Source organism: Arenibacter arenosicollis (genome assembly GCF_014397245.1).
In the GTDB taxonomy this organism is placed as follows: domain Bacteria; phylum Bacteroidota; class Bacteroidia; order Flavobacteriales; family Flavobacteriaceae; genus Arenibacter; species Arenibacter arenosicollis.
Genome location: NZ_JACLHY010000042.1, coordinates 1 through 18,046, shown reverse-complemented (window position 1 = coordinate 18,046; position 18,046 = coordinate 1). Strand labels below are relative to the sequence as shown.

Genomic DNA, 18,046 nt, shown 5'->3' with positions numbered 1-18,046 from the left:
ATAGCGAGAAACGTTCAAGATATTACGTAGGTCAAACTTCGGATATTATAAAAAGATTGAAGAGACATAACCTGGGGATTGTTCCTTCTACCAAGAGTGGAGCCCCTTGGAAATTAGTTTTGCAACTAGAAGTATTTTCTCGCTCGGAAGCCTTAATTTTGGAGCGACGTATAAAGAAAAGAGGAGCAAAACGTTTTATAGATGACCATTTCGGGGTGTAGCGTAGCCCGGTTATCGCGCCGCGTTTGGGACGCGGAGGTCGCAGGTTCGAATCCTGCCACCCCGACGAACCTAGAAATAGGTAGTAGCAAAAACACTGTTAATCAATTGATTTTCAGTGTTTTTTGTTTTTACACATTTTCTTTGATATCAAATGATATCATATGTGCACACCTAATTCGGTGTGCAATTCGGTGTGCAACGGTTTACTGGAATTGTAGTAACTTGAAAGAACTTTAGGGTAGTATTTGACTTTTTTCCTTAGTGATCATTGTCTAACTAAAGCCGTTTCAAATGAAAACAAACCAGACCTTTACGGTAATCTTTTTTACAAGAAAATCAAGGAGTGTTGCGAACCTCTTATCCATTTATGTGCGTATCACCATTTTGGGCAAACGCGCGGAGATCAGTTTAAAGCGAAAGATCGATGCAGGGCAATGGGACTGTGCCAAGGGCAGGGGCAAGGGCAGGTCAGAGGAGATCCGGAACCTAAATGCCTATCTGGACCAGGTACAGGCCAAACTTCTACAGTGTCACGCCCAACTTGTCCAAGAGGACAAGATCGTGTCCTCCAACGCCATTAAAATGCGTTTCCTTGGGGAAGATAAGGTTAGCAGGACATTGATGGATCTTATTGAATACCACAACGGGAACATGGTCCATGTCCTGAAGCCCGGTACCATGAAGAACTATTATACCACGGAGAAATATCTTAAACGATTTTTAAAGAGCAACTTCAAACAAGAGGATATCCATCTAAAGCAGCTCAATTATCGTTTTATATTGGACTTGGAACATTATTTAAGGAAGTGCACGGACAAAAGGAAACGGTTGTGCTTAAACAACAATGGGGTAATGAAACATTTGGAACGTTTCAAGAAGATGGTGAACCTTGCCGTAAAACTGGAATGGGTAAATAAAAACCCTTTTGATAGGTTCCAATTGAAGTTCAACAAATTCGACCGGGTGTTCCTGACCCAAAGGGAATTAAGGCTTATAGAGGAAACGGAATTCAAACAGGACAGATTGCAATATATAAAGGACTGTTTTGTCTTTTCGTGTTATACCGGACTTTCCTATGTGGATGTAAAAGAACTTACTTGGGATAAGATTGCCAAGGGGATAGATGACAGGAACTGGATTTATACCAAACGGGAAAAAACGGACGAGCTGGTCAAAATTCCTATTCTTCCCCAAGCTTGGGAGATTTTGGAAAAGTACAGGGATTACCCTACCCACAATGGATTGCTTCCCATTTGTTCCAACCAGAAGGTGAATACCTATCTTAAGGAGATAGCTGGGGCTTGCGGTATCCATAAGAACATTACCTTCCATGTGGCGAGGCATACCTTTGCCACGACCGTCATGTTGTCCAATGGAGTACCCATTGAAACGGTCTCAAAACTTTTGGGCCATACCAAATTGTCGACTACCCAAATCTATGCAAGGGTGATCGATTCCAAGATAAGTGAAGATATCGGTAACCTTTTGCAAAGGTTCATGGAAAGGGAGAGTCAAAGCGCTTAGAAAATGGAACAAAGAAATCATTCTTGTGGGTATTGTCGAATTATATCCCAACTATTAAGATCAATTGATTTTGGCGGTTGAAAAAGAAAAAAAAATCAACAAATCGTCAATAGATAAATCGTTTGCCCTAAATGCCATGATTACTGGCTTATCTAATAAGGCGAGGATAATTGATTACGCTTAAAACTTTAGTAATTGGTAGAGTGGAACCTCCAATGCAACTGCTATAGCGTTTAACGAATATATGGTTGGGTTGACCTTTCCATTCTCCAACTTTTCCATGGCTTGTCTGTCCTTGCCGCAGGCCCTGGCCAGATCGGATTGGCTCCATCCTTTCTTATTGCGCAAATCTACAATTCGCTTTCCAACCTTTTTATTTAATTGATCTTTGGTCATAAAGCAAATGTCATTCTATTATATGACAATTTTGTCATATTAAAAGTTGACAGATTGAAATTATTTGATATATTTGTCATATAATTATACGACAAATTGATTCTGGGGATATCCGTGCTAATTTCAATACCGCACCAAATTATGAAAGCTAACAAGAAAAGAATTAAAGATTTGAACCACATTTATAAGATGTACAAGAATCTTTTAGGGCTCTTAAATCAGGATTCGGGCAAGCCATCAAATGGTTATAGGGTGTCAATTGAAGTCAAAGACAACAGTGATCTGCTGTTGCACATAGCGAGCCTACTTGAGGTATGTGTATTTGCTTTGGACGGTAACGGAATCTTATTGTCCCCAAACAATCAAAATGTAGCAAAACATGACAGCGTTTGCCGGGTGCTGGAATTGGTCCTTAATATGCTGCCACATAGCCAAATGGAATTATTGGACAAAGTGAAAGAAAAGCTGAACGGTTTGGAAAGAAAAGCATGAAAATCATCCTAAAATTAGAACTATGAACCCGAACGAAGAAAAACTGATCCACAGTTTAAGGTACCATGCCATGGATCATCACCCAACCTTAAAGCCACATTCATTCTTTAAGAATAAGTTTGAGGTCAGTCTTTTTTATGTGGACAATCATGTGGACCTAGTGCTGTCCGTCCGAGCTATGCTTCATTTGGCCATGAAGGCAATTGACCCCGAATTATGTGATGATATCAATAAAAGGTATGAAAAGGAATATATACGACAGGTACTGACAATAGCCAATAGGTTGTTACCGCAAGGCGAGGAGGCACTCTTGGATGACCTTAACCTTTATTATAGGGAGGAAAAATTGAGGGAAGGATTGAAATGATAGAATCATAAGCCTTGAAGTTAATTATACGGTAGTCCCCAAATCTTACCATAACTTAACTGCGCATGGATCCTGATTCGATTTTATAGCGTTCGGGCGGATAAGCGTTAAATAAAATCGAATTAGGGCGCATTGTGATTTGGATTAGAGGAAGGATTAAATGCAATTATTTTTGTTTAATATCCAGCAAAAATAGTTAGTGAAGGACTAAGTGCTAAAAAACGCATAATGCGTATACTTGTCACTAATTTTAACATAACTAATATTATAACGAATATAGTTGGTTATTTTGCCAATCCATTAATTTTTCTATCGAAGATAAGGAACATTATAAGGTCATATCTGTTTCCTAACTTTTTCCGGAGAATGCCAAAAGCCTTGGTAATTTGAGCTTCTACTGTTTTTATCGAAACATTTAAATATTCGGATATTTCAATATTGGTAAGGCCTTCTTTTTTACTCAAAACAAAGATCTGCTGGCATTTTGGAGGCAGGTTTTGTATTTCTTTGGTAATTTGGGCAATAATAACCTCAAAGGACTGGTCATCATGTATATGAACAGCTTTTTCCAAACTTTCAAAATATTTGTGTTCCAGTATCATGGTGGAACGATTTTTCTTGTAGGCATTTATAAATTCATTGTAAACCGACTTAAATAAAAAGTTTTGCAAAGATGTATGCACATTGAGTTTCTTTCTTTTTGCCCAAGTTTTCAGAAAAACATTCTGGAGAATATCTTCTGAAAGAGTATGGTCATTGGTCAAAGTAAGTGCATAACCAAAAAGTCTCCGGCTGTATTGGTCTACCAGGTTTGCGTATGCCATTTCATCTCCTTTTTGCAAACGCTTTATCAATAAAGCATTATCATCCATTTTTATAAATATGGTTAAGTTGGTCGTAAACAATGCAATGGTCTTTGCAAAGATTAAAAAAATATTATCAAAAAGTTAGGGTATTGCAAATTTGCGCTGTCATTACTATAAAGATTGCAACTAATGATCGGTTCAGAACAAGAAAAACTTATTCTTAAATATTTGTCCAACAATGCAACGGCAAAGGAACTGGATATTTTGTCCGATTGGATTTTAGATAAGGATAATGCAAAGCTTTTTCAAGAATACACTCAATTACATTTAGAGATAATTACTAGTATGAACGGACCGGACACGGATAAGATCAAAGAAAAATTATTACAGAAAATTAAAAGGGATAAAATCCGAAAAAAATTTAATACTGTAATCAAATATGCCGCTGTTGGCTTGTTGATCTTTTCATTAGGTTACTACTTCCAACAGGAAGTAAAATTTAGTAATGAAAAAAACGCATTGATACCTAAAGAAGAAGCTATTACAATCATTTTGGGTAATGGCAAGATGGAAACGCTCAGGGTTGATGAGAATAGGGAGGTAATGGATGATGAAGGTAATGTAATTGGTACGCAGAACAATACTCAATTAAGTTATACATCCACAGCCGAAAATCAAAAATTAATTTACAATAGACTCAATGTTCCCTACGGCAAAAAATTTGATGTGGTTTTGTCCGATGGTACGCACGTACATTTGAATTCTGGTTCTTCCCTACGTTATCCTGTAGCCTTTATACAGGGTGCTAGCCGAAAAGTATTTTTAACGGGGGAGGCTTATTTTGATGTGGCAGAGGACGAAAAACGTCCTTTCTTGGTGAATGCCAATGAAATAGATATTCAAGTCTTAGGTACAAAATTCAATGTATCTAATTACCCGGAGGATGCCAATATTAATACTGTGTTGGTAGAAGGATCTGTTGAACTACTGAGGAGTTCTAAGGGGATAACCGGTTTGGAATCCGTGATTTTAAAACCTGGGCATAAAGCGGAATGGCACAAGAATAGCAATGAAGTGTCTCTTAGTAATGTCGATACAAGTTTATATACTGCATGGATAAAAGGGAAATTAGTTTTTAGAAACACCTCTTTTAGGCAAATTCGGGAAGGATTACAGCGTCATTATAATGTAGTTATTCATAATAAGAATGTACAATTGGAAGAACAAATATACGATGCCACCTTTGACATAGAAACAATCGACCAAGTTTTGGAATCATTTAATAGAAGCTGGGCCATTGACTATATCATTATTGACAATGAAGTATTTATTGAATAAAATTATAACCTTAAAACTGAAGTATATGAATAGACACTTTTGATTAATCTAACAACAGCGACATTTTAACATAAAAATCGGAAAATGCGGACACATTCCCCGATTTAGTTCAAAATGATTTAAAAGAATTTAAACCAATTAACAAACCAAAATTATGAAAAAACTCTTAAATTCAGAGGGATATAGGCTATGCCCTTTTAAATTAAGCTTAAAAATGAAACTCACGGTACTATTAACCATCGTTTCCTTGTTCCAGATTCAGGCGAACACCTATTCCCAGAACAAGAAAATATCCTTGAATATTACCAATGTGAGTGTGGAAAGGGTTATAAATGAAATAGAAGCCCTATCGGAATTTAAATTTTTGTTGAATAGGAGCGACGTAGACCTTAATAGAAAAGTTTCTATTAAGGTAGAGAGAGAAAAAATTGCTACTATTTTATCGGAATTATTTGCAAATACGGATGTAGTCTTTGAAGTATTAAACAAACAGATAATACTGAAAAAAGGCAAGACAAAGTCCCTGTCATCCCCAAAAGCGAGTATTTCTATCCCAAAAAGCAATACTCTTCAATTTCAAGTAAACGGAACTATTGCTGATATTGATGGCAATCCTTTGCCTGGTGCTAGCATTGTAGAAAAAGGTACTACCAATGGAACTGAGGCTGATTTCGATGGAAATTTTTCAATAATGCTGGGAGATGCTAGTGCCACATTAATAATATCCTATATTGGTTTTTCCACGAAAGAGATCGCGGTTAATAATCAAACCAGTTTTAACGTGGTTTTGGAAGAAAGTGCGGCGGGTTTGGATGAGGTTGTGGTAGTTGGCTATGGTACCCAGAAGGTAACAAACCTTACAGGTGCTGTAGATGTTATTGATAGCGATTTGATTCAAAACCGTCCATCCCCTACGGTGTCACAGTTATTACAAGGTACGTCACCCAGTTTAACTTTTAGTGTTGGTAATTTTGGCTTTGAGCCAGGTGCTAATTTGGGTATTCAAATTAGAGGTCTTGGATCAATCAATGGAGGCGGATCGCCATATATAGTTATAGACGGGATCCCTGGAGATTTAAATAGGTTGAATCCTGAGGACGTGGAGTCCATTTCTATATTAAAGGATGCTGCAGCTTCTGCCATTTATGGTGCGAGGGCACCTTATGGGGTTATTGTTGTTACTACAAAATCCGGAAAAAACAAAAAGTTAAGTGTAACTTATTCTGGTAGTGTGTCAGTAGCTAGTCCACAGAACCTTCCAAGTATGCTCAATTCCTATACTCATGCAAGGGTTACCAATGAAGCTGGCGTTGCAGGTGCTGGAGGTCGATTCTTTAACAATGATATTATTGACAACATAAGGGCCTATCAAGCTGGAGATTATGATTTTTTAAGAAGTCGACCAAATTTCCCCTCAGATGCGACTTTTTTTGAGACTACGCCTGACCCGAATAATTCCAATCAATGGGGATTCAATCAATTTGGAAACGCCAATAGAGATTGGTTCGATGAATATTATGGGAGCGGTTATTTGCAAAAACATGATCTTTCTATTTCTGGCGGCTCCGAAAAAACTTCATATTACTTTTCTGCTGGAGCATTTGGCCAAGAGGGAGTCTTGAATTACGGTACGGATACATTCGACCGTTATAACATAATGGCAAAAATAACTACGGCGTTAAATGATAATTGGGATTTTACATATCAACCACGATATTCCAAAACTATTAGGGAAATTCCTAATATGGACCGTCAAGGTTCGTATGACCTAATTTTTCACCAAATAGCCAGGACTATGCCCACTAATGCTAAATATGATGGGTATGGAAATATAATGATTCAATCAAAAATTCCTTGGGTAAATGACGCTGGTACCGATGTTACGGAAACAACCGAAAACTGGCATACCTTCGCTACTGAGATTCGTCCTTTGGATGGCTGGAAAATTAATGCCGATTTCGCTTTTAGAAATACAGATGTTTTTTATCAAAGCAAGGAACTTACCGTATATGACAATTTGGTGGATCGCTCACAAATTCCAAGTGGTAATACGGTTCCTAGTAATATTAGGTCAACTCATAGAAGCAACGAATACTGGACTACAAATATTTATACTTCCTATGGTTTTGACATCGCGGAAGACCATAACATTTCATTACTTGCAGGAACTCAATTTGAAAGAACAAGAAATAGAGGACTTACTGCTTTTAGAACCAATCTTTTGGTGCAGGAAGTACCGTCATTAAATACTGCAGACGGAGAAATACAGGCAAGTGAAAACTTGTTGACTTTTGGAACGGAAGGGGTTTTCGGTAGATTAAATTACGACTATAAAGAAAAGTATTTGTTAGAAGCGAATGCCCGTTATGATGGCACCTCTGTTTTCAGGGACGGCAAGCGTTGGGGTTTTTTTCCATCTTTTTCCCTAGGTTGGAATGTTGATAAGGAATCATTCTGGGAACCCATCAACAATATAGTAAACACATTCAAAGTTAGAGGTTCTTGGGGTGAATTGGGGAACCAAGATGTTGAGTCTTATTTGGATTTACTTTTAATTCCCCTTTCAGGTAATGCCGTTAATTGGATTTTTGACTCAGGAGGCAGTAGGCCTGTTGGATTTGCCGGTACACCATCTCTAATTAGTCCAGACCTTACTTGGGAAACAGCTCGAACAGTTAACGTGGGTACAGATTTAACCTTTTTGGATGGTAAATTGAAAGCCAATTTTGATTGGTTTGAAAGAACAACTTTTGATATGATAGGACCTGTACAGGCTCAACCAGGTGTTTTGGGTTCTGTAGTTCCAAGAACTAATAATGCAACCTTAAGGTCTAGGGGGTGGGAAATCAATTTAAATTGGAACCATTTCGTAAATCAGGATTTTTCATATGGTATTGGACTTAATCTCTACGACAGTAAAGCGGTAGTTACAGAATACGAGAATCCTACAGGAATATTAAATACTTGGTATGAAGGTAGGGAAGCTGGTGAAATATGGGGTTATACCGCACACGATTTATACAGAACCCAAGATGAGATTGATGACTATACTTCTTCTGTTGATCTTTCGGACATTACTGGTCTGGCCTGGAATACTGGAGACGTGAAATACGAGGATGTGAACGGGGATGGAGTGGTAGACGACGGTGCCAACACCTTGGAAGATCATGGCGATCTACAAATAATTGGAAACGATGCCTTACATTATCAGTACGGAATCAATTTAAATGCCAACTACAAAGGATTTGATATATCCATGGTGTGGAGAGGTGTTGGTAAGAGAGACTTATGGTTCGGTTCCAACGACAATATTTTTTGGGGATTCCGGACTGGAAATCAAACTTCATTATTTCCAAATCACTTAAATTATTTTAGGGACCAACCTGGTGATGAATATACGGGATTGGAATTAGGTGATGCCAATATCAATCTGGATGCCTATTATCCTCGTCCATACATTAACAATGCACAAAACAATAAGAATAGATTGGTAAGTACCAGGTATTTGCAGAATGGGGCCTATTTGAGATTACAAAATGTTCAAATGGGATATAATTTCTCTGGCAAAGTTTTAGAAAAATTAAATCTAGCCTCGTTAAGATTATATTTCTCAGGGGAAAACTTGTTTACGTTTTCAGATTTACCTGTTGGTATTGACCCAGTGGCCATATCAAGTTCATGGGGTGCAGGAAAGACTTATGGAGCCGATAGAATTATTTCAGTCGGATTAAAAGTTTCATATTAAAAATATTATATAAAAAATCATGAAAAATTTAACATATATATTAGGCTTTCTTTTGGTTTTTACTATCACTTTATCATGTGAGGATTTTATTGATAATCCGCCCGAAGACCAAATTTCAGTGAACGAATTCTTTAAAACTGCTAACGACATTGAGAATTATGTAAAGAAGTACTATGCCACCTTTCCAAGTCATGGAAGTGCCAATTTACCTATTTCAGAGGACAATTCTGATAACTTAATACTGCGTACTCCCAATCAGGTGCTTAATGGAACTAGGGCCCCTAGTAACGGACAGTGGATTGGTCAATGGGAGGATATTAGGAGTATTAATATTCTATTTGATAATTTGGACAATGTCACTGATGAATTTAGTTCATACCAACAATTCTTGGGAGAAGCACATTTTTTTAGGGCATGGTTTTATTTTAATCTTTTAACAACATATGGGGATTTGCCGATTTACGATACCCAGCTATTTCCTGATGATGAAAAATTGTTAGATCCTAGAAGTCCTAGAACGGATGTGGCAGACTTTATTCTTGCAGATTTGGATAAATCGATTGAATATCTTGGTCTTAGAGCCACCACAGGCAATGCTAGGCTTAATAAGGAAGCGGCACTAGCTTTTAAATTGCGTGTAGCACTATTTGAGGGTACTTGGCAAAAGTATCATGAAGGAGACGTATTTGGTACGCCAGGAGCTAATCCTAGTAATTATTTTCAACAAGCGGTATCGGCCGGGGAGGAATTGATAAATGGGAACTATACAAAAGGCATTTACAATACTGGTAACCCTGATACGGACTATTATAGTTTGTTCGGAATGGATAATATGTCCAATATTGATGAAGTTCTATTTTATAGAATTGCAAGTACAGCGGAACAAATGGGTCACGAACTTCAGTTTTATACCACGAGAAGGACAAGAGATATGAGCCTAACATGGTCATTGGTATCTTCTTATTTAGGAAAGGATGGAAATGCTTATGATTATTTTGGGCTAGCTGCAACTACCAAGGGTAATGATTTCCTTACTACAATAGCTAATGATGTGGATCCTAGGTTAAGTGCCACCATTTGGATTCCAGGAGACCTTAGGGTCGCCAGTGCAAATCAATTATTTAATAAGCCATTTGTAGATGGTGGGGTAGAGGAATCAGCGGTAACTGGTTTTCAATTGAAAAAATTTTCAAATCCTAATTCGCCAGCTGCAGGAGCCGATTTTGGAGGAAGAAGTGAAACAGGCTACATATTATTCAGATATGGTGAGGTTCTATTGAATTACGCAGAGGCAAAGTATGAATTGGATGGCACCATCGCTACTGCTCAACTTAACTTATTAAGGGAGCGGGTCGGCATGCCAATATTTACAGTTATTCCACAGGTTAATTACGGTGCAAATCTGGTAGATTATGGTTATGCCATAGACGATGCGCTGTATGCCATAAGGAATGAAAGACGGGTGGAACTTGCTTTGGAAGGTCAACGGATCGATGATTACAAACGTTGGGCAGCGCATGCTTTATTCAAGGGCAAACGGCCGTTGGGATATCCATTTTTGCAATCGGAATTTCCTAATTACAATACCGGTGTTGATAACAATGGGTTAATTGATTTCTTCCAAAGTGAATTACCGAATGGTTACGGATTTAGGGAGAATCAGGATTATCTTTCCTCTATTCCTCAGGATGAGCTAATATTGAACCCTAACCTTACCCAGAATCCTGGATGGTAACAGAAATTATTTGCTAAGATGTTGCCTTGAAATACCTTTTAGGTGGTATTTTCAAGGCAACTATTTAATAGCTATAATTGGTTATTTTGAGCAACCCTTTAAAATTATATAGATGAACGTTAATATAAAAGCCTTGTTTTTCCTGACAGTGGCCGTTTTATGTAGTTGTGGCGATAATAGTAAGAAGAAAGACCCTGTTTCCAAAACTCCGAACATTGTACTTATTTTTATGGATGACTTAGGCTTTGGAGATATTGGCTCTTATGGAGCTACTGGCTATAATACACCGCATTTGGACAAAATGTCGCAAGAAGGTATGAGGTTTACAAATTTTTATGCTGCTCAAGCCGTTTGTAGTGCTTCCAGGGCAGGTTTGTTGACTGGCTGTTACCCAAATAGAATAGGGATAAGCGGGGCTCTATTTCCTAATTCCAAAAAAGGCCTGAATACCAATGAAATTACGATAGCTGAAATGCTTAAGGATAAAGGATATGCCACGGCCATATTTGGTAAATGGCATTTGGGCGATGCCCAACCATTCTTACCGTTGCAACATGGATTTGATGAATTCACTGGTCTACCGTACTCCAATGACATGTGGCCAGTTGATTATGAGGGTAAAGCCATTTCTGATACTTCAAATTGGAGAAAAAAGGCATTTCCCCCACTACCTTTAATTGAAGGGAATGAAAAAATAAGGGAAATACAAACACTTGAGGACCAAGCAGAACTTACTACTATTTACACGGAGAAGGCTGTGGATTTTATAGCAAAAAATAAGGACAATCCATTTTTTCTTTATGTTCCACATTCAATGCCTCATGTTCCTATTGCAGTTTCTGACAAATTTAAAGGTAAAAGTAAAATAGGGCTTTATGGTGACCTTATGATGGAGTTGGACTGGTCGGTCGGTCAAATTATGAAGGCTCTTAGAGATAATGGCTTGGATGATAATACTTTGGTAATATATACAAGTGACAATGGGCCATGGCTAAATTTTGGAAATCATGCCGGGTCAAGTGGAGGGTTACGCGAAGGCAAGGGAACTAGTTGGGAAGGAGGTCAACGGGAACCTTGTATTATGAGATGGCCTGGTGTAATTCCTGAAAGCAGCATTTGCAATAATATTGCTTCTACCATAGATATTCTACCTACGGTAAGTGCTGTAGTAGGCGCAAAATTGCCTAATCATAAAATAGATGGAGTAAATATTATGGCTTTGCTCAGGGGAGTGGAGAATGCCAATCCTAGAGATCATTTGTATTATTATTATGGACGTAATAATTTGGAAGCAGTTAGGAAGGATAACTGGAAATTAGTATTTCCGCACAAACACCGGTCTTATAGAAATCAATTGCCCGGGAATGACGGCTTTCCAGGGCCAACGTCTCAAGCTGAATTCGATTCAATTGCACTTTTTGATCTTAGGCGTGACCCAGGGGAGGACTACGATGTAAAAGAACTCTATCCTGAGGTTGTGTCGGATTTGAAACAATTGGCAGAAATTGCCAGAAAAGATTTGGGGGATGATCTTACAGCAAGTACTGGAGAAAATTTAAGACCTGCAGGCAGTATAATAGATTAAAAGTTTATGATGAAAAAGTCGACAAAAACTTATTTTATTGTTCTAACAATTGTCATGATGACTTGTATGGAAGTAGTATCCCAAGAAAAACCCAATGTCATCTTGATTATGGCCGATGACTTAGGTTACGAAACTTTGGGTGCATACGGAGGTACCAGTTACCTTACCCCAAACTTGGACCGGTTGGCAGAACAGGGTATGAGGTTTGATCATTGTTTTGCGACCCCTTTATGTACCCCCTCACGCGTCCAGATTATGACTGGAAAGTACAATAATCGAAATTATATAGGCTTTGGGTTGTTAGATCCTAGCGAAAAAACATTTGGGCATTATATGCAGGAGGCTGGATACAAAACTTATATTGCTGGTAAATGGCAATTGTTAGGTAATCAGCATCAACAAAAATTAGCGGGAAATAAGATAGGAACTACTCCTGAAAAGGCGGGATTCGATGATTATTGTTTATGGCAAATGGACAAGCTGGGGTCACGGTATAAAGACCCGACCATAAGTAGTAAAAAACTGGGCACACAAATTTTATCAGGTAAATATGGTCCGGACGTTTTTATGGAAAATATTACCTCTTTTATGGAGGAAAATAGAGATTCTCCTTTTTTTATTTATTACCCTATGGTCCTGACCCACGATCCTTTTGTTCCCACTCCAATAAATAAGGGATTTCAAGATTTTGACTCTAAATCAAAAATTAACGATCCCAAATATTTCGGAGAAATGGTCAGTTATATGGATATGATAGTGGGAAGGATAGTCGATAAAACAGATGACTTAGGTATTCGTGAAAACACACTTATACTTTTTGTAGGAGATAATGGTACCGACCGTGACGTGAGTTCTATGGTAAGGGGGACTTTGTTAAAAGGAAATAAAGGATATACAACTGATGCCGGTACTCATGTTCCGTTAATTGCGAATTGGAAGGGGAAAATCGATCCTAAAACTGTAAATGATAATTTAATAGATTTTACAGATTTCCTACCCACCTTATTGGAATGTTCAGGGCTAAAAGAAAACAAAATTATGTCCTTGGATGGTCAAAGCTTTTACGGACAATTGCTAGGTAATAATTCTTTAGCAAGAGATTGGATATTTTGTCATTACGACCCTAATTGGGGCAATTTTAAGGCAAATAGATACGTCCAGAATAAAAAATGGAAGCTATATGAAACTGGTGAGTTCTATAATTTGGAACAGGATATATTGGAGCAAATCCCCCTCCAAATAGCCGACCTTTCGGAAGAGTCCGCTACAATATTGAAACAATTTCGTGAAGTGCTAAGTAGATATAAATGATTAACAGTCGATAAAATTATTCTGTAAACGCCCAATTAATTAAATAACATTTGTACTAGAAGCCATTTTAATTGCTGTTTAAACAGATATAGTATTTTGAGTTGAGTTAGATTAGTTGAAAGGGAACAATGGGAAGCTATTGTTCCTTTTTTTTTAAGGTCAATACCTTTATTACCATTGAAACTACAATATGTCTGAATAATAGTAATGACGGCATAATTCGTCATCATTCATTCTCAAATGAATTAATAATTAAGGCTTATTTTATCGGTTGAAACTACTAAATTCAGTTATAATTTATAATTCTATAGAAAGGAGAGTTACCACTCAAATTTATCATGTAACAAAAGTTATGTTTTGGTTGATCGAAAAAGGCCATAGTTATGATATCTTGATTTCGTGGCAAAATGCCAATGTGATAATTTTTATTCCTATCCGATAATAAACGTTTGTAAACGGATAGCTGTTCACCAATATTTTAAATAGGTTAAAGTTTATGCATTAGAAAAACACATCTTGAATTCTCTATTTGCCGTAAAAATTTTCCCAAAAATGGGGCTTTCGGAAGCTTTTACCGTAAAAATCTATTGTCAACCTAGACTTTTTCAGATTAAATACTTGATAGTCAGTACAATATATGCAGTAACATCGCTTTAGCGTGTTACCCTCTTGCTATTCCCCCCCCTTAGTTTAGCAAACACACTTTTCATAGAGAATGTTTTATGAAATAAAGCACTTTTAATTGGAAACTTAATATCGGGGGAAACTTTATATTGCCTTTATCTAAATCAAAATGAAATATAGCTTTGTTCATTTCATTAAGATAGAAAAATTTAGAGAAGTTCAAAAAGCTATTTTAAATTTACTTGTATATCAAGTAAATGGGGCTTCTTAATATTTTTGGAAGGATTAGAATTAAAAAAAAGAATAATTAAACCATTCCAGAGTTTATATTATTGAGAAACATTGGAGTTTGAAGAATTACTAATTCAATTATAAACTAAATAACTATTTAAATAAAAGAAACTTATTTATCAAAACTTCAGTATTTAAATAATGAAAAAGAAATACAAAATGTCTCAACTAATAGATCCTAATGATATTCATTCAGCCGCTGCTACTTGGAATGGATTTATATATCAAGGTAAAGTAGCTCTTTACCATGTACTAAAATTGATAAATGAAAAAGACAGTGTTGAGGGATTACATTTACAACTTGATTCTTTAGAAGATTTTGCCATAGTCAGATATGAAAATGAGGAACCAAAACCAGTAACGCTACATCAAGTAAAAGCTGTTAAAAGTATTAGTTATTTAAGATATAAGGAAGCCTTTGAAAAATTAGAAAAACGAAAAGATGAGTTTCCTTGTGATGAGGAAGCTTATTTTCATTTAGCAATTAAAAATGAGAAAAGTAAAGCGGATATTGAAGGTTTGCATAAAAAATTGAAAATATATGATTACGATGGAAATCCTTACTGTAAGATTGAGGATTTACAGGATGAAATAAAAACACAAGCTAAGAATTGCTTAACAAAATTTAATTTAAATCATTTATCAAATGATCACTATTTAGAAACTTTATCCAATGAACTTGAGTCTTTAATTACAGAGAATATTGTTTCAATTCACGCTCAAAATCATCTTCCAAACGGTGATTCAATTAACAAATCAGCCTATTACAGTACAATTTCTTTGAATAGGTTTAGAGAAATAATAATTGTTGATTTGACAGAGCTTCAACAAGATAAAAACTATTTTATTAAGAAACTTAAGATAGACTTAAATAGGTATTATCAGGAATTCTGTTTCGAATTTGAGGATGAAATTGAAGATAATACTCAAATTAAACTTCACCTTTATTTGGCGTATTTTAATGGATTAACTAACCCTAATTTTGAATCGTTTTTACAGAAAATAATGCCTCATAGAAGGGTGAAGTTTTCGACATTACAGGAATATAAAGATAATTCACTTTTTATAAATGAAATTAAGAAAGGTTTTTTGACTATTCTTAATGGCATTAGAAATTCGGATAACATAAACAGCATTGGTTGGACTGACAATGATAATAAAAAATATTTTCCTTCTGCTATAATAGATTCCGATAATCCTCGAAGCAGACAAAATATATCCATTGATATAATGAACACAGCGTTGGAAACATTGATAGAAGTCCCTTTTAATGCAGATTATATAATTACCGAAGGTTGTAATGTAACATCGGTTATAGAGGAGTCAAATAAATCAACTAGAATAAATCAATCTGATATAGATATTTTGAATAATTCAACATCAGCTGAATATGATAAAATAACAAAATGGAAAAATATAACGCTGATTGAATTAGATAAAGCAAAACAAAAACTAAATGGAATTATTAATTAACAACTTGTTTTCTCAATTAGGACTTGTCAAAAGTGAATTAGAATTAGGTTCTATATACACATTCGAGGATAGTAATAAAAGAACCTATTGGTTAATAATAGAAACGGATAATCTAAATAATGTTATTGAAAACCAGTCAAATTATTTTGAGCAGGCTAAAAACAGAATCAATAGCGAATGGTTTGATAAGAATGTAAGTTTATTGATTTTACATAAAGTTGAAAATTTTGAAAATATTCAAAGCTTGGTGCTGGAAATTGAAGAAAATCCGTATTTATTCAAAAAGCAAGTGATCTTATTTAAAGAAACTGAGTGGGAAAATTTAAATAGGGCAATTGAATCGGAGGAGAATACAATTAAAAATTTTATAGAAAATAAAATTTTGGACGAAGCTATTTTTAAAATCCATAAAGAGAATATCAATAATAATAATTATGAGTCTCTTCTTTATCGCTTAGCTCATAAAATTCCGTTTATAAAACTAAATATTATCCAAGAAAATGGATTAGAAGCATTAACGGATAACAACACACAAAAAATTGAATCGGGTTCTTATGGAGAGTTTAACAGCTTTATTGAACAAAACTTTTTAAATAGAAACATCGAAAGCATTGATGAAATGGAATCAGATACAATATATGATTTACTTTTAAACACATTGAGTCCCGATGAAAATTAAGAAAATAGGAATACAAAATTTTAAAGTTTTTCATAATACTATTATTGATTTTGAAAGCTCCGATTTAGTTTTGTTTGATGGGCCGAACGGCTTTGGGAAAACATCTATTTATGATGCAATAGAACTCCTGTTCACAGGAAAAATACGACGCTTTGATGATTTAAGAAACAGATTGATCGATGGTAGAGAAAGTTTTTCTGAACATCCTTTTTTATGTGATTATGCAGATGGTGACATATCAATAACAATAGAGTTTTCCAAAGGAGACTCTTTGTATATTTTACAGAGAACAGCAAAAAGAGAAGAACTAACAAACTCAGTGGATTTTAGTCTATATAAACTATATAGAAAGACTGATTTCGAATCAAATGAAAATAGCCCAATTGAAAATGAAGAAGTTTATTTAACCACAATTCTGGGACATAGCTACAAACAGAACTTTCAGTTCTTGAATTATATTGAACAAGAGGATAGTCTATTTTTATTAAAAAGCCAAGATAAAAATAGAAAGCAGCATATAGCTTATTTATTTAATGTTCATGAATTTGAAGAAAGAATTATTAAGATAGATAGACTAAAGAGTAAAGTCAGTGAATTATGTAATTCTGGAAAACAGTCAGAGATTGACACTTTAAAAGAATCAATACGGAAAATTGAAGAATTCTTGATAACTGAATTTAATAGTACACAATATATAAAACTATTTGAGGATAAAGACATTCCATGGGATTTAGAAGGATTTAACTACCAAAGCTATACTTACGCAAACCTTTTTAATGAAGAAGGAATTATCTCCAAATTAAAAAAGTTAATTGAAAATAAAGAGCTGTTTAAAATATATATTAGAAATGAAAGAATTGATAGATTAATTCAGGATAGACAAAAAACACAGAATTTTTTATTGTACTATAATTTTCTTCCAATCAGAGAATCTTTAAGACAACAGAAAAATGAATTGGAAAGGATTAATAAAATTATAAAGATTTTAAATGAGTTTTCTATTGAAGATATTAAAGATGAACATTTTGATGCTAGATTGGAGGATTTTGAATTTATCGGAGAAAATATAATTTCTGATTTTGAAGAAGGATACAATATCCTGCGAAATAATTCAAAAGAATTGGACGATTTAGAGAATATTTATTCCAAAATTAAAGAATCAAGAGATAAACTTGTTGATAATATCAAAAGGTTAAAAGAAGAGGAGGGAGTGGAGACAAAAGGAACTTGTTTTTTATGTGGTTATGATTGGAATAATAAGATTTTCAATATCAACAATACTATCACTACTTGGATTTTCATTCAAATATTCCGTATAACTGAAATCAACGTTTTCAAATTCCTTTTTCATTGTGTTAAAAGTCAATTCATCAATTGATAAGAACTTGTTTACAAAGTTTACGTCAATCTTAATTTCATCAACTTTCAAATTAAAAATTACTAATATTGGTAAAATGA

General features: G+C 35.3%; 14 protein-coding genes and 1 tRNA gene. 13 read left to right on the top strand and 2 right to left on the bottom strand.

The annotated features are described in order from the left end of the window. The 3 genes from H4O18_RS21485 to H4O18_RS21475 form a co-directional block, all read left to right on the top strand. The coding region (locus H4O18_RS21485) for a GIY-YIG nuclease family protein (protein WP_187588523.1) at positions 1 to 221 on the top strand (221 nt) is incomplete at its 5' end. Next, a tRNA-Pro gene (locus H4O18_RS21480) sits at positions 212 to 286 on the top strand. The genes H4O18_RS21485 and H4O18_RS21480, both read left to right, overlap by 10 nt. Before the next feature lie 227 nt (positions 287 to 513). Next, on the top strand, positions 514 to 1,746 hold the full coding sequence (locus tag H4O18_RS21475) for a site-specific integrase (protein ID WP_187588521.1): 1,233 nt from the start codon (positions 514 to 516) through the stop codon (positions 1,744 to 1,746). Positions 1,747 to 1,926: 180 nt separating this feature from the next. Here H4O18_RS21475 and H4O18_RS21470 read toward each other — a convergent pair whose 3' ends face one another. Further along, a complete protein-coding gene (locus H4O18_RS21470; protein WP_187588519.1) occupies positions 1,927 to 2,142 on the bottom strand; it encodes a helix-turn-helix domain-containing protein in 216 nt (71 codons plus the stop codon). A 141-nt stretch (positions 2,143 to 2,283) separates the two neighbouring features. Between H4O18_RS21470 and H4O18_RS21465 the strand changes: the two genes are divergently transcribed. Further along, on the top strand, positions 2,284 to 2,634 hold the full coding sequence (locus H4O18_RS21465; protein ID WP_187588517.1) for a hypothetical protein: 351 nt from the start codon (positions 2,284 to 2,286) through the stop codon (positions 2,632 to 2,634). Between the two features lie 22 nt (positions 2,635 to 2,656). After that, on the top strand, positions 2,657 to 3,001 hold the full coding sequence (locus tag H4O18_RS21460) for a hypothetical protein (protein ID WP_187588515.1): 345 nt from the start codon (positions 2,657 to 2,659) through the stop codon (positions 2,999 to 3,001). 284 nt (positions 3,002 to 3,285) lie between these two features. Here the strand turns inward: H4O18_RS21460 and H4O18_RS21455 are convergent, their stop codons facing one another. Next, positions 3,286 to 3,825: an RNA polymerase sigma factor gene (locus tag H4O18_RS21455; protein WP_187588513.1), complete on the bottom strand. Its 540-nt coding sequence runs from the start codon at positions 3,823 to 3,825 to the stop codon at positions 3,286 to 3,288. Positions 3,826 to 3,996: 171 nt separating this feature from the next. On the opposite strand from H4O18_RS21455, the gene H4O18_RS21450 reads away from it, so the two are divergent. From H4O18_RS21450 to H4O18_RS21415, 8 genes are all read left to right on the top strand, one after another. After that, positions 3,997 to 5,145, top strand: a complete 1,149-nt coding sequence (locus H4O18_RS21450; protein WP_187588511.1) for a FecR family protein — start codon at positions 3,997 to 3,999, stop codon at positions 5,143 to 5,145. 154 nt (positions 5,146 to 5,299) lie between these two features. After that, positions 5,300 to 8,890 (top strand): TonB-dependent receptor, encoded by a 3,591-nt coding sequence (locus H4O18_RS21445; protein ID WP_187588509.1) that lies wholly within the window; start codon positions 5,300 to 5,302, stop codon positions 8,888 to 8,890. A gap of 19 nt (positions 8,891 to 8,909) precedes the next feature. Beyond that, positions 8,910 to 10,625 (top strand): RagB/SusD family nutrient uptake outer membrane protein, encoded by a 1,716-nt coding sequence (locus H4O18_RS21440; RefSeq protein ID WP_187588507.1) that lies wholly within the window; start codon positions 8,910 to 8,912, stop codon positions 10,623 to 10,625. Positions 10,626 to 10,737: 112 nt separating this feature from the next. Then, a complete protein-coding gene (locus H4O18_RS21435) occupies positions 10,738 to 12,210 on the top strand; it encodes a sulfatase family protein (protein WP_187588505.1) in 1,473 nt (490 codons plus the stop codon). 6 nt (positions 12,211 to 12,216) lie between these two features. After that, entirely contained in the window at positions 12,217 to 13,521 is a 1,305-nt protein-coding gene (locus tag H4O18_RS21430) for a sulfatase family protein (protein WP_246474542.1), read from the top strand. Between the two features lie 1,056 nt (positions 13,522 to 14,577). Further along, a complete protein-coding gene (locus H4O18_RS21425; RefSeq protein WP_187588503.1) occupies positions 14,578 to 15,909 on the top strand; it encodes an ABC-three component system protein in 1,332 nt (443 codons plus the stop codon). Next, complete coding sequence (locus H4O18_RS21420) at positions 15,893 to 16,588, top strand: ABC-three component system middle component 1 (protein WP_187588501.1); 696 nt, start codon at positions 15,893 to 15,895, stop codon at positions 16,586 to 16,588. The genes H4O18_RS21425 and H4O18_RS21420 overlap by 17 nt, the downstream gene beginning before the upstream one ends. Continuing rightward, entirely contained in the window at positions 16,578 to 17,966 is a 1,389-nt protein-coding gene (locus H4O18_RS21415; protein WP_187588500.1) for an AAA family ATPase, read from the top strand. The genes H4O18_RS21420 and H4O18_RS21415 overlap by 11 nt, the downstream gene beginning before the upstream one ends. Positions 17,967 to 18,046: the final 80 nt, after the last annotated feature.

Excerpts from the sequence above, each read along its gene's own strand:
- H4O18_RS21475 (WP_187588521.1), top strand. The coding sequence starts at position 514 with ATGAAAACAAACCAGACCTTTACGGTAATCTTTTTTACAAGAAAATCA.
- H4O18_RS21470 (WP_187588519.1), bottom strand. The coding sequence starts at position 2,142 with ATGACCAAAGATCAATTAAATAAAAAGGTTGGAAAGCGAATTGTAGAT.
- H4O18_RS21465 (WP_187588517.1), top strand. The coding sequence starts at position 2,284 with ATGAAAGCTAACAAGAAAAGAATTAAAGATTTGAACCACATTTATAAG.
- H4O18_RS21460 (WP_187588515.1), top strand. The coding sequence starts at position 2,657 with ATGAACCCGAACGAAGAAAAACTGATCCACAGTTTAAGGTACCATGCC.
- H4O18_RS21455 (WP_187588513.1), bottom strand. The coding sequence starts at position 3,825 with ATGGCATACGCAAACCTGGTAGACCAATACAGCCGGAGACTTTTTGGT.
- H4O18_RS21450 (WP_187588511.1), top strand. The coding sequence starts at position 3,997 with ATGATCGGTTCAGAACAAGAAAAACTTATTCTTAAATATTTGTCCAAC.
- H4O18_RS21445 (WP_187588509.1), top strand. The coding sequence starts at position 5,300 with ATGAAAAAACTCTTAAATTCAGAGGGATATAGGCTATGCCCTTTTAAA.
- H4O18_RS21440 (WP_187588507.1), top strand. The coding sequence starts at position 8,910 with ATGAAAAATTTAACATATATATTAGGCTTTCTTTTGGTTTTTACTATC.
- H4O18_RS21435 (WP_187588505.1), top strand. The coding sequence starts at position 10,738 with ATGAACGTTAATATAAAAGCCTTGTTTTTCCTGACAGTGGCCGTTTTA.
- H4O18_RS21430 (WP_246474542.1), top strand. The coding sequence starts at position 12,217 with ATGATGAAAAAGTCGACAAAAACTTATTTTATTGTTCTAACAATTGTC.
- H4O18_RS21425 (WP_187588503.1), top strand. The coding sequence starts at position 14,578 with ATGAAAAAGAAATACAAAATGTCTCAACTAATAGATCCTAATGATATT.
- H4O18_RS21420 (WP_187588501.1), top strand. The coding sequence starts at position 15,893 with ATGGAATTATTAATTAACAACTTGTTTTCTCAATTAGGACTTGTCAAA.
- H4O18_RS21415 (WP_187588500.1), top strand. The coding sequence starts at position 16,578 with ATGAAAATTAAGAAAATAGGAATACAAAATTTTAAAGTTTTTCATAAT.